General features: G+C 53.6%; 10 protein-coding genes. 2 read left to right on the top strand and 8 right to left on the bottom strand.

The genetic code is table 11. The annotated features are described in order from the left end of the window. Nucleotides 1-71 precede the first annotated feature (71 nt). Nucleotides 72-3,164, top strand: a complete 3,093-nt coding sequence (locus tag JSS75_09030; GenBank protein ID MBS1903833.1) for a T9SS type A sorting domain-containing protein — start codon at nucleotides 72-74, stop codon at nucleotides 3,162-3,164. 355 nt (nucleotides 3,165-3,519) lie between these two features. Here the strand turns inward: JSS75_09030 and JSS75_09025 are convergent, their stop codons facing one another. Next, entirely contained in the window at nucleotides 3,520-3,924 is a 405-nt protein-coding gene (locus JSS75_09025) for an RNA-binding protein (GenBank protein ID MBS1903832.1), read from the bottom strand. 325 nt (nucleotides 3,925-4,249) lie between these two features. After that, nucleotides 4,250-4,783: a hypothetical protein gene (locus JSS75_09020; GenBank protein MBS1903831.1), complete on the bottom strand. Its 534-nt coding sequence runs from the start codon at nucleotides 4,781-4,783 to the stop codon at nucleotides 4,250-4,252. A 231-nt stretch (nucleotides 4,784-5,014) separates the two neighbouring features. On the opposite strand from JSS75_09020, the gene JSS75_09015 reads away from it, so the two are divergent. After that, entirely contained in the window at nucleotides 5,015-5,695 is a 681-nt protein-coding gene (locus JSS75_09015) for a DUF5602 domain-containing protein (protein MBS1903830.1), read from the top strand. Between the two features lie 52 nt (nucleotides 5,696-5,747). On the opposite strand, the gene prfA is transcribed toward JSS75_09015, so the two are convergent. From prfA to JSS75_08985, 6 genes are all read right to left on the bottom strand, one after another. After that, nucleotides 5,748-6,821 carry a peptide chain release factor 1 gene (prfA, locus tag JSS75_09010; GenBank protein ID MBS1903829.1) on the bottom strand — a complete coding sequence of 358 codons (1,074 nt, stop codon included), beginning with the start codon at nucleotides 6,819-6,821 and terminating at the stop codon, nucleotides 5,748-5,750. Between the two features lie 379 nt (nucleotides 6,822-7,200). Next, nucleotides 7,201-9,615 (bottom strand): S8 family peptidase, encoded by a 2,415-nt coding sequence (locus JSS75_09005; GenBank protein MBS1903828.1) that lies wholly within the window; start codon nucleotides 9,613-9,615, stop codon nucleotides 7,201-7,203. A 13-nt stretch (nucleotides 9,616-9,628) separates the two neighbouring features. Further along, on the bottom strand, nucleotides 9,629-10,636 hold the full coding sequence (locus tag JSS75_09000) for an ATP-binding protein (protein MBS1903827.1): 1,008 nt from the start codon (nucleotides 10,634-10,636) through the stop codon (nucleotides 9,629-9,631). A gap of 245 nt (nucleotides 10,637-10,881) precedes the next feature. After that, nucleotides 10,882-11,145: a transcriptional regulator gene (locus tag JSS75_08995; GenBank protein MBS1903826.1), complete on the bottom strand. Its 264-nt coding sequence runs from the start codon at nucleotides 11,143-11,145 to the stop codon at nucleotides 10,882-10,884. Between the two features lie 287 nt (nucleotides 11,146-11,432). Then, nucleotides 11,433-11,843, bottom strand: a complete 411-nt coding sequence (locus JSS75_08990; GenBank protein MBS1903825.1) for a DUF559 domain-containing protein — start codon at nucleotides 11,841-11,843, stop codon at nucleotides 11,433-11,435. 335 nt (nucleotides 11,844-12,178) lie between these two features. Continuing rightward, nucleotides 12,179-13,129: an NmrA/HSCARG family protein gene (locus tag JSS75_08985; GenBank protein ID MBS1903824.1), complete on the bottom strand. Its 951-nt coding sequence runs from the start codon at nucleotides 13,127-13,129 to the stop codon at nucleotides 12,179-12,181. Between the last annotated feature and the right edge of the window lie 49 nt (nucleotides 13,130-13,178).

The following is a 13,178-nucleotide window of genomic DNA, read 5'->3' as shown; positions in this document are numbered from 1 at the left end:
CCGGTCTTGGGTGTAACTTTGTACTGTTGCAGACATTGTATCATTGAATCTTTCGAGGAATTTCGCTCATGATGAATAGACTATTGGCCTTCGTAATATTCGCCTGTGTATCCTCCGTGATGGTTGCGAGTGCGGTTGCGCAGCCTACATCGTTCGAGTCGCGCGGTCCGGGCGGCGGCGGCGCGCTGTTCTCGCCGAGTTTCAACCCGACCAACCCGGACGAACTCTATCTCGCATGCGACATGACCGAGCTCTTTCACTCGACCGATCGCGGCGCAACCTGGAGCATCCCCGATTTTCGTTCGATCCAGTCGCAGAAGATGGCAATGGTGCAATGGTCGAACGGCGGCGTGGTGTATGCGATTGACGGGTCGAACACGTATGGCACCGATCACATGCGTCCAATGAAAAGCACCGACGGCGGTGCGAGTTGGAAAGTCGTGCTCAACGACGCGACGGCGGATAATGCCTACACGATCTGGGCGGATCCGAATAATAATATGCACCTTATGATGTCGGATTACAATACGATGTATTGGTCGAGCGTCGGTGCGCAGTCGTTCGGACCGGTCTATCATACAAATAATAATGCGGCTGGCCTTGCCGTTGGCGGTGCGTTCTATGACGGCAACAATATTTTCTTCGGCACGAACGAAGGGCTGCTCGTTTCGAACGACGGAGGAAACACGTTCGACACCGTCTCGATGGGCGGCATCCCGAAGGGGGAGTTTATCGTGAGTTTTGCCGGTGCGAAGACCGGAAATTCGATCCGCCTGTTTTGTGTCACGCTTGGCCAGGTCTATGCCGGTATCACCGGAGCCGATCATAGCGAGTACAAGTCGATCTATCGGTGTGACTGGCCGACGAAGACATGGACGAAAGTGACGAACGGGATCGATGCATCGGCAGAGCCGTTCTTTGTGTCGATGCCGAGGGGCGATATCAACACGGTCTATGTTGCAGGAGGCAGCACGAACTCGGCACCGACAGTGTATAAGTCGACCGACGGCGGTGCGAACTGGAACAGTGTCTTCCGCACCGGCAACAATCAGAACATTTATACCGGTTGGAGCGGACAGGGTGGCGATCGCCAGTGGAGTTACGGCGAGTATGCACTCGGCTTCCAGTGCGCGCCGAGCGATGCGAATACACTCGTGATGACCGATCTCGGCTTCGCACATATCAGCACCGATGGCGGTGCAACGTGGCATGCGGCATACATCCCGGCGTCCGATCTGAACCCGAAGTCCGCTCCGACGCCAACGGGACGCAGCTATCACAGTGTCGGCCTCGAGAACACGACGAACTGGAACATTACGTGGTTCGATAAGAACACACTCTTCGGCAGCTATTCTGATATTCAAGGCACGCGCAGCACCGACGGCGGGACGACGTGGGGCTTCGGTTACACCGGTCACACCGATAACACGATGTATCAAGTGATTTCCTTCAAGGATACAACACTTTTTAGCGGCACGATCGCCTACGGAGCGACCAGCAGTGTGCATGACATGTACCAGAGCACGACACTCACCGATAGCCGCATCGACGGTGGGCACGGGAAGGTACTCTTCTCGACCGACAAGGGCATGACCTGGCAGCTCGATCACGACTTCGGTCATCCGGTGATTTGGATCGAGGCGGATCCGCTGAACTCCCATACCGTCTATGCCTGTGTTGTTAATAGTTCAAGCGGCGGGATTTACGTCAGCCACGATGCGGCCATCGGTGGATCGTCCACCTGGACAAAACTTGCAGCTCCGCCGCGAACCGAAGGACATCCGTTCGTGATTCATCCGCTGCGCAACGGCAATCTCCTCGCATCGTATAGCGGGCATCGCACGAATAATTTTACCGCGAGCTCCGGCGTCTTCCTGAGCACCGACGGGGGAAAGACCTGGCTTGATCGGTCGGACAATGCGATGAAGTATTGGACGATGGATGTTGTCGTCGATCCGTACGACAACACCGAGCAGACCTGGTATGCCGGAGTCTATAGTGGTTGGGGCGGGCAGGCAAACGGACTCGGCGGATTGTATCGCACGACGGATGCGGGGGTGACCTGGAAGTTGATGAAGTCGATGCAGGGCGTGACCTCGATCACGTTCTCCCCGAATAACCCCGACGCGATGTATGTCACGAGCGAAGTTGACGGGTTATGGTATTGCGGCAATCGCCATGACATCGGGTATAACCTTGTGCAGGTGTCGTCGTATCCGTTCCGTCAGCCGATGCGCGTATTCTATAATCCGTATGACACGACCGAGATCTGGGTGTCGAGCTTCGGCAACGGGATGCGTGTCGGTCGCACGGCACCGAAAGTGAATCCGCCCGAGAAAGTGGTGCTTGTAAGCCCGGCAAATACTGCGACGAACGTTTCGACCGTCGTGCCGCTGAGTTGGCAGGCGGCGAGCGGCGCAACGAGCTATACCGTTGAGATCGCCACCGATGCCACGATGAATAACGTCGTGCAAACGCAGCACACCGGACTGCTTAGCTTCACGCCGGACACGCTCGTAGCAGGGATGAAATATTATTGGAGTGTCACGGCGTCGAATAGTGGCGGCAGCGGTTCGCAGTCCGACATCTGGAGCTTTACGACAGCCTCGAAATCGCTGACGATCCCAACGCTCATTTCACCGCCGGATAATTCGGCTAACCAGGATACTACGCTGATGTTCGTCTGGTCGAAGATCAAAAATGCGACGGGGTATCGCCTCCAGATATCGCAGGATCCGAATCTCGGTTCGTTCTCCGTCGATACGGCGGTGACCGATACCGAATGCATTGTGCATAGACTCTATACCAATACGCCATATCTCTGGCGTGTGCAGGCGCTCGGTGACGGCGGTGCGAAGAGCGCATTCGGGATACCCTTCTCCTTCACGACGAAGAGTGATGCATTGGTGAACGAGCCGAAGACGGATCGCAGTGCATTGACGATTGCCGCGAACCCGGCACATGACGAACTTCGAGTGAAGGTCGCTATGCCGGACGGACTGCAGACGTTCACGATCTACGATATGCTTGGCAGATCGGTCGCGAGTGTGACGACGAGCGAGCAGGAGGTTACGATCCCGTTGCATGGCCTGTCATGCGGCACGTATCTTCTTGAGGTTCACAGTACCACTGCAGACGAACGCATCCGGTTCGTGCATCAGTAGGTTAAGTGCAGGGGGAAGTATTTGCTTTCCCCTGCAACGTGCTGCTCTATATAACGCGGTGAAACAACACCGTAGATATGTGGTCGTGTATCTGACGATCGTTTCGTAGTGCCCAGTTTGAAATGGTATAGGAAGCCGTCATTCTGAGTGAAGCGAAGAATCCCTATGGCGGAGCCTCACTACGTTTCATCAAGGGATTCTTCGCTTCGCTCAGAATGACGATATTATACAGAGCAACTGCCGATCGTTTCAGGTAATCACGAACAGAGTAGCGCGCACGTCACGATTTCGAAATTGGTAGAAATAGAAACGGCTCGTGAGATTCCCGAGCCGTTTAACATTTATAGGGGTTGAGTTACCAACGACCGCCACCGCCGCCGTTACGGTCTCCGCCGCCGCCGCCGCGATAGCCACCGCCACCGCCACCACCGCCGCGATAACCACCGCCACCGCCGCCGCCGCGATAACCACCGCCGCCACCGCCGCGATAGCCACCACCACCGCCGCCGCCCGGTCGGCTTTCCTGCGGACGCGCTTCGTTTACCGTGAGCGTACGACCACCGAGTTCGGCGCCGTTGAGCTCATCCATCGCACGTTTTCCGGCCTCGTCATCCATTTCGACGAACCCGAAGCCCTTGCTGCGACCAGTTTGACGATCGATGATGATCTTCGCGCTCTGTATGTCGCCATATGCTGCAAATACCTGAGCGAGCTGCTCATCGGTCACCTGGTAGGGCAGACCTCCTACATAGATCTTCATAGCACACTTGAGATACGAATGGAACAAAGTGGTAGCGCGGGAATACTGGTCGATCGGAGAACGGGAGAATCGGGAAGGAAGGAGAAGAAAGTCTCAGTATTCTGTAAACTTCACAGCGCCTTGAAACCACAAACACAGCTCGTTCACTCACTATTCGGTACGCTCGCGAAACCGTTGATTACCCAAGAGTAACATGGTGGTTCCCAGAAGAATCCCTTTTTTTGAAAGAATTTACAGACACATAATTAGGCCGTTTCGGCCTCCAAAGTGGAGCCCAAAACGGCCTAATTCAATTAGAGAAAGCGGGTGATTACAGACGCAACAGTTAGTTGATCGTCACGTTCGCCATGCCGCCCGTGATCGCAACCGAAGAGGCAGCCGTACCGTGTGTAAGCGGCAGTGTTGCAGAGAACGTTGCCTTCAACGGCGAGAGCGATGTGATGGTGATCGTGCCTACTTTCGAATTTGAGTTATTCGTCGAATTGTAGTCGATGGTACTCCCATTCGCGTCGTTATATGAATAGTCCAGGTAGATGGTCTGTGGCGTGGTACTGAACGTGACCGTACCGATGTCATACGTACCCGTTGCGGTGACGTTCGTCAGCGAGAGGCCGACAATCGCTTTGCCGCTGGTGTCAACGCCGATGACCTGGATCATCGTCTGGCCGTTCGTCGTCGATTTCGATCCGGTACAGACGAATGTCATTGGCATACCAGCGACGGTCTCGACGATCTGGTTCGTTCCGGCGGAGTTAGGTGTGTTGTTGTTGTTTGCCGATGTTGTATCGCTCGACTTGCTGCATGCAATGAACGACAGGCTCAGCATCATGGCAAGGGAACACGAGAGAAGTGTACGCATAGTCAATCTATTGATGATGGAAATGAGCAGCAGACGACGCATGCTGCATGTACGATGGTCCTGCAAAGATACGGTGTAATATGGATACTTTTCTCAGGCATCGTGTTATGGAGGCTCACACAATCAATCATCTCTATGAACGCTACTGCGACGAACACCTCCACCCGTTTTGTTCTCGCTGTATGCCTTGCGGTATTCTTTGCCGCCTGCAGCAGCGACACTTCCATGAATATGAACACATCGGCTGGAACGACGGTCGGCCAGGTTGCTCGCTTCGGCAACGACAGCATTCGTTCGTGGGTCACGACCGATGCAAGCGGTGCGCCGATCTCGATCGGCGTCACGTTCAGCGAAGCGGCATTCAACACGCTTCCGAAGACCGATACGTCGCTCACGCTCATGTTCCCGATGACGATGGGCATGGGAATGATGACAGCGACGCCGTTCGATCACGTCGATATCGATTGGGTCCCCGAAGGCGACCCGGAGCCGCCGTACGATAGTGCTCACCTCGATTGTCATTTCGATATGACATCCATGCAAGATATGATGGGCTTCCATGCCGGACGCGATTCGATGGGCATGGATCCGAAGTATATGCCGGGCGGCTATATGTGCGACAGTATGGTCGAAGAAATGATGGGTGTGCATTGGATGGATACGACCGCCACCGAATTTCACGGCGGCAGATTCCAGCACACGATGGTCTTCGGCAGCTATCACGGCACGATGGCGTTTCTCGAACCGATGTGCGCCGGGTCGTTCCTCAAGACGAAACCGAACGCATCGTTCGACGTTCGTCAGCCATCGCAGTATCAGCGCAGCGGATACTTCCCGACGAAATATTCCGTCAAGTACGATGCGACCGCAAAGACCTATACGATCTCGCTCGATGGGTTGTCAAAGCACTAACTCAACCTACGATCGTTTCGACTCCGGAGCCGGCTGTAGGTCGGCTCTTTTGTTATCCGCCTGCTGCAGCGAGCTTCTTGGCGCGGTCGTCGATACGGAGTTGTTCGATGACGCCGTCGATGTCGCCGTCGAGAATGCCGGGGAGGTTGTGGAGCGTCAGCCCGATGCGATGATCGGTCAGGCGGTCCTGCGGGAAGTTGTACGTCCTGATCTTATCCGAGCGGTCGCCCGAGCCGACCTGCGCTTTGCGCTCGGCGCCGAGCTTCGCTGCCTGCTCTTCTTTCGCACGCTCATACAATCGCGAGCGGAGCACCTTCATCGCTTTGTTGCGATTCTTGAGCTGCGAGCGTTCGTCCTGACAACTCACGACGATGCCGGTCGGGATGTGCGTCAGTCGAACGGCCGTCTCGACCTTATTAACGTTCTGTCCGCCCTTGCCGCCCGAGCGGAAGATATCTACGCGAACCTCGTTCATATTGATGTCCACTTCGACATCTTCGACCTCCGGCATCACAACCACCGTCGCGGCGCTCGTATGGATGCGGCCTTGCTGTTCGGTCTCGGGGACTCGCTGCACGCGGTGCACGCCGCCTTCCCATTTCATCTTGCCGTACACATTCTCGCCCTCGAGCGAGAACGACACTTCCTTGAAGCCTTTGAGACCCGTCTCGTTGTAGTCGATGGTCTCCATCTTCCAACCTTGCCGCTCGGCGTAGCGCATGTACATGCGGTAGAGGTCGCCGGCGAAGAGCGCGGCTTCGTCGCCGCCCGTGCCGGCGCGGATCTCGACGATGCAGTTGCGGCTGTCGTCGGGGTCTTGCGGCACGAGAAGGTACTTCACCTCCTCATCGTATTTCGCAAGCTCTTCTTCGACCGAATGCATCTCGACTTCGGCCATCTCGCGCATTTCGGGGTCGCGCGTCTCGCGCAGCACCTCGCGGGCACCTGCGAGGTCGTCGGTCATCTTCTTATACTTGTGATACGCCTCCTCGATCGGCAGAAGCTGACGCCGTTCGCGTGCAAGCGCTGCCATGCGCTTCTGGTCGCCCATGAGCGCCGGGTCCGCGAGGTCGGATTCGATGGCCGCGAACTTGTCGTGAATTGACTGTAACTGATCGAGTAGCATAGCGAGCGGGGTAAACGCACCGGGGCCTTTCCTGGTTGCGACGTGAGGTGCCCAAAACGGTTAGTTTACATTTTATCTGCTTTGATATCAACGACATGATTGTGCACACACACCACCCACCCCCATACGCACAAGAGCCGGCTTCCGCCGGCTCCTGATCGAATTCTTGATAGATATGGGTAGGTGCCCATTGTCGCACAATTCTCATGGTGCATAGATACGAAATTTTCCGGCCGTTGTCAAGGTGCCCATCACCGATTTCTGAAAAGTTAATGAAAGAGGCACCCGCGGCCGGGCGGAATTCTTGAAATATCACGGCAATTATATGGAGGGCATAGGCATACTTTGTGTTAAGCTACTCGTGGTTATACCATAAGAGCTAGGTTTCAAGAATAACTGGGATTCTCAACTCATTCTCAATCGCTGAATACAGGTCGATAGACTCGTCCTTTGCTGTGACGGAGACGATAAGAGAAAATGCCAGCTCCTGGTGGGGGCGTTTGACCCGGTTATAGTCCCACCAGCCATATTTGGGAAAGACAGCAATCTTTCCACAGGCAGCAAGCTGGGTAGCCGTTGTTACCCAGCGATCAGACTGCACCGAACCCTTGCTGCGGGACTGGTAACCGATTTCCCAGTGAATTGGATCACTAAAGCCTGTAGAAACGTCGTCATCTCTTCTTGATGCATTCACACGCTTGAGAAACTCCAATTCCTTTTCGACCGGCCCTTGCATCCGCCATCGAAGTGCAGCACCTTGATAGTCTGCGCCATCCCCGGATTTGGGTTCAGCAAAGTATGATAGTGTGACTCTAATTTCTACCTCTGTGTCTGGGATCGACTCTAAGAAATGTCTTGGCCACGGAAGATCATAGAAACAAACCTCTCTAGCATCAACGGTCCGATTTTCGACGGTTTTCCGAAGAAATATTGTATCCTCGGATATTAGTGTGGTCGCTGATATTGCGCTTCTGCACGCGAACCCAAGATTAGGGACACCGTATCCGAATGCACGAAGTCTGTCCGCCTTGACTGGAAATTGCTCGTTCATTGCATCGGTCCATGAGGCGGAATGCACAACTAGTCCTCTAATGGATTGTGGGCTCAGTTTGGTATTGGAGGCCCACACCTTGGCCGCAATACGAGCACCTGCAGCTACAGCAGGACTCGTACCCGATGCATTTTCGAAAGGGCCTCGCTGTATATCTGCACTAGTCGTTAAGATGCTAAGTCCATCCTCATTGTTGCTTAGGAAATAGCCATCCCACACAAGATTTCCGCCTTCACAGACAATATCTGGTTTGATCGGTTTTCCAGCTTGGCCGGTCCTGGAAAAAGGTGATAACTGCCCGAGTTTTGCAAGTGCTTCAAGATTCGGTCGGGGAGGGAGAATGTCACAGAGTTCAGTATATCCCCCGACACATAAGCAGTTGAGAGCAAATGAAGGGTCGTGTAGAAAGGTTGTCATGTTGCGTAGTGGATAGTCCGTCGGGCGTTGAATCCGTCCATGATCGTTGCTGCCATCAGGGAGGTTACCACCGCTAACCATGACGACACGTCCTTTTCCCCGGTTGTATGCCAGCATGTCAACCTCCGAGGACCATGATGTTCTGTATGTTGGGGTGTCAGTTTCGGCGCCCCATGCCAAGCAGAAAACTCGTTGACGTGGCTGCCCCTGCTCAATCTTATCTATCGCGGCTTTTGTTGTTGCACCCCAAAGGTGTCGTGAAGAACCATCCTCGTCTCGCGGGACTCGGACAGACTCGATCCAATGGTCAAGTTTTTCATGTCCACCACCACCAATCAGTCCCGCAAGGTCACTGTATGCCGCCACCCCTGCCACTGGAGTTCCATGACCTGTAGGGTATGAGTCACTTGTCGATTCCGAAGCTGAGTCTATTGAAAATAGACCATCCTGCGCAATTATCTTGTTTAGCAGCGAATGTCCATCGTTCAAGCCTGTGTCGATGAGGGCGACGCTTGGGGCCATAAGATCACTAGGTGGTTCAATCCGATTAGCTAGTGCAGAAATGTCAGCAATCACGTGTCTGGCGTGTGAGAGACTCTGTACTACAGTCCTACTCGGCTTTCTAATTTCTGCAATGTCTTCATACTCTCCTACCAACCATCGCAGTTGGTCAAGTGTGAATTCAACGAGCAAAATCTGTCTTTCGGAAAGAACTATCCTCTTCTCCATTTCGATGGAGACATCTAAGGAGTCTGCCAGTTCGGAGAGTTTAGTCCGAGCCTGTTTGGCTAGTTGAGGTTCTAATACTCCACCCCTAATCCACAACTCCCACCATAGTGGAATCGCTGGATCGGACCGGAGAATGGTTTGATCGCCAACGAACAGGTCTTCTAGTAGAGCTTGGGTAATCCCTTCTATGCTTGCAAATAGATCGTTGTTTTTCGGCTTCTTCGTCGTCAAGTTCGATCCGGATTGGTAAGCGTCCAGCTTCCGCTCGAACTTTCCAATTCCACGCCTCGAAAATCGGACGATGGCAGTTAGGTTGTTATTATCGCTCTGTCGCGTTTGCAGAACCTCCTGATCTCTTGATCGATCAGTTAGGGAGTCCAACTTGGCAATTAGAGACGGACTTCCTTTGATAGCAACGATCCTGTCCCCTGGAAGGGCATCCCGCTTTATTTCTCTTAATTGTCTCCTTAGTTCGGATGCGTGAGTTTCAGGATCACGACTAGGAACTTCAATCTTCCGACCGGATTGGGGAGCTTTGTAGCCCTCTTTTAGAGGATCGGGAAGGGATAGGTGTTTTAGCTCAAATCTGCGTGCCATTCGCTAGTAATCACTAGCTGGAGGGATATTGTTCCTGAGATTTCAATCCTTTCCTTTCCAGGATTGCGTTGACAATTGAAGATTCGGTGAGCTTCGACTTTTTTGCAATGACAGTATTCTTCATAGCTTCCATCACACACTTTGTAGCATCTGCATAACTCATACCGGTAGCAAGTTTTGCAAGCTCGGGAAACTCGATCGGAGCATGGACGAAACCGGAGACCTTAAGTTTGAATAGGGATTCCAAATCGTGTGGTGATGGAAGGGGATACTCAATAACATCATCGAATCGCCTAAACAGAGCATGATCCAGCAAGTCCTTATAATTTGTAGCAGCGATTATCAGACTGTTGCCCGCGAAGTTTTCCAGAAGAAGAAGGAATGCGCTCAATACTCGTCTGATTTCACCAACGTCCCTGCCCTCTCCACGGTTTGTTCCGATGGCATCGAATTCGTCAAACAGGTATACGCCAGGAGTCAATTGCATTGCCTCAAAAATATTCCGAAGATGGTTGGCCGTTTCTCCTAGAAACCGGGAAATGAGACCATCTAGTCTTACCACGAAAAGTGGAAGGTGCAGTTCACCAGCTAGAACTCTCGCAGAGAAAGTCTTGCCACATCCGGGAGGTCCGACTAAAAGGAGTTTGTTGCGTTTCCTTAGGCTGTGGGATTCCAACAGAGAGCTGTTACGCCATTCTTCCAATACGCGCTCAAGAGTGTGTCTCGTAGCAGGAGCCAGAACGATATCTCCAAGACGCTCCTCTCGATTGCTCGCATGAAGTAGTCCTGAGAGATCGACACGAGTACCAGGGCTATTTACGTAGGGAATGGGTTTCCCTGTTTGCTGTCCGAGTACTTTAGTGGTACTTTGGTCGAGTACTTCTCTAATCTGTTGTGCAGCATGACTATGTCCGGCACTCGCTTCGATTGATGCCAATTGAAGTACCAGCCTTCTGAAAGTAGTCTCATCACCCTCAACGTGGGCTCGGATTAGAGCGGTAAGATACTTAATTTGTGCCATCTATGCTGTGCCCGAACGAGATTCTTGTTACTACTTGAGTGGTAGCTCTATTTGGCAATACCGTTCTATAACTACTTAGCGGTACATAGAGTTTGCATTCTCTTTGCATCGAAGTTGCATCATACTAGGCTTTTGGGGGATTACTCAAGTAAGCTCACTCTCGCTTCATCAGCAGCACTTGGATCTCCACTCCGAGGGCTTTGGCGATCCGTTCGAGAGAATCGAGGCTGATGTCGTCCGCGTAATCAGCTTACCCTCTCCACCGTCAACTTCATCCCAAACGATCGCAGCACTGCTTCGATATTGACGAACTTCGTGTTGCCGGTGGGGGAGTGCGTTCGGTAGAGGTTCTCGCGGTTGAGGCCGGTGCGGGCGGTAAGTTCGGTGAAACCGCCGTTGGCTTGTGCGACACGGCGCAGTGTGGTAAGGAAAACTCGCGGGTCGTCGACCTGAAATGAGACACGCAGATATGCGAGCGCTTCGTCGGGGTTCTTCAGCGACGCCAGCAATTCTTGCTCATAGCTCGCCGAGCGATTACGACGTGGCTTTTACTTTGCACTCATTATGCTGGGTAGCTTTAGAATTACAGCTGTCTATTGCAGGCATTCATTCTGGTGGCCGAGGTCAACCGCCCCAACCCCGCCTTGAAAAGGCGGGGCTATCTAATGTACTTTGCTTACGCCAATTTTGAATGTGGTGTTCAAGTGCAACTGGGTTCAGCGTACGCCGCAATAACTATTCCATGTACGGATATCTTCAACCGGCGTAAGCGAAGATGATAAGACGCCCCGCCTTTTCAAGGCGGGGTTGGGGTGGTTGATTCCGATGTGCCACCACGTCCTCGTTTGATCTCTTCGATCCGTTCGGCGATCTTCGCTACGCAGATATCTACGCTCCACAGCACTTCGCCGTCTGTGAAGCGGATGGCGTCGATTCCATTTGCACGCAGGTATTCGCTCCTTCGCGAATCGTACTCTTGTTGCTCGAGCGAATCATGCGTTGCGCCATCGACTTCTACCGCGAGATGAAATGCGGGGCAGTAGAAATCCACGATGAATGGCCCGAGCCCTTGCTGGCGGCGGAATTTGTACCCGGAGCGATGATTGCGAAGTCCGTGCCACAATTCTGATTCCGCGCGCGTAGGATTCGAGCGTAACTCGCGACGGCGGTCTTTGTTGATCGGGTTATTGTTGAATCGGCGGAGCATGTGCGAAAATACGAATCAACCACCCCAACCCCGCCTTGAAAAGGCGGGGCTATCTAATTTACTTTGCTTACGCCAATTACGATTTTAGTGCGCAAGTGCAATCGCATTTAGCTTCAAGCAGCACAGAATACTCCTTGTAGGCAAATCATGAACCTGCGTAAGCAAAGATAACAAGAGGCCCCGCCTTTTCAAGGCGGGGTTGGGGTGGTTGATTCAAGGATGTGCTGCGACGGAGGCGGTTTGAATTTCGCCGGCCAAACAAAACCCCTGCCACTCGTGGTGATCGAGCTGACAGGGGCCGGTTGCGGTACTGGTCGTACCTCGGAGATTCGCGCTTAGTCGAGCGGGATGCTCTTCGCGTTGGTTGCGAGCCAGGTTTCGAACGACTGCAGCTGCGGGTTCAGCTCTTTCGAGTAGCTGACATTGCGCGTGGTGTTGCACACCTCTTCGAAGTCGCGATAGAATTGGAACATGTTGCCGACATCGTCCGCACCCGGGAAGCCGAAGCTGCGATAGACATCGGGGGTGACTTCGTTATACACTACTTCTTCACCGATCGCCTTCGACAATGCCGTCGCCATCTCGGCGATGCTCAGATGTTCGCCCGCGATACCGATGCGCTTGCCGGCCATCGACGGACCTTTCTTGAAGATGCCGTACGCGCAGCGACCGATATCCTCGGATGCGATGCCCGCCATCTTCTTGTTGCCCATCGGGAAAGTCAGTGCGAGCTTGCCATCGGCACCACGCTTCGGACCCGAACCGAAGTAGATCAGATTCTCCCAGTAGAATGACGCGAGCAAGAACGTCGTCGGGACGCCCGCTGCGATGAAATACTGATCGGCTTCGCCTTTGCCGTCGAAGTGCGGGACTTTGTACTTGCCGTGCAGTGTCGGCATCGAGCTGTCAGCGAGCGGCACGAACTTACGTACGTCTTCGAGCGTGGACCAGATCACATGCTTCAAGCCGGCTTCCTTCGCGGCTTCGGCAAGCGCCTTCGCTTCGGCGGTCTCTTTCTCTGCCGAGAAGTGCGACCAGAAGAACGTGACGAAGTACGCTCCGTACGCGCCCTGCAATGCCTTCTTCACGGAAGCGATGTCATCGACATCACCGGCAACAAGTTCTGCGCCCATTGCGGCAATCGCTTGCGCCTTCGGAGAAGTGGTGTCACGCGTAACGGCGCGCACCGAGAATTCGCTATTGCTATCGTTCAAGATCGCGCGGACGAGTCCGCCGCCCTGTGCGCCAGTCGCCCCGAAGACGACGATGATTTTCTTTTCTGACATTCGTGTATCCTTAGATTATGAGTTAAGATCAAAGAGGTAATTCAATTCA

The organism is Bacteroidota bacterium (assembly GCA_018266755.1).
Classification (GTDB): Bacteria; Bacteroidota; Ignavibacteria; order Palsa-1295; family Palsa-1295; genus JAFDZW01.
The sequence above is the reverse complement of the archived record's forward strand: the minus strand, read 5'-3'. Positions and strand labels throughout refer to the sequence as shown.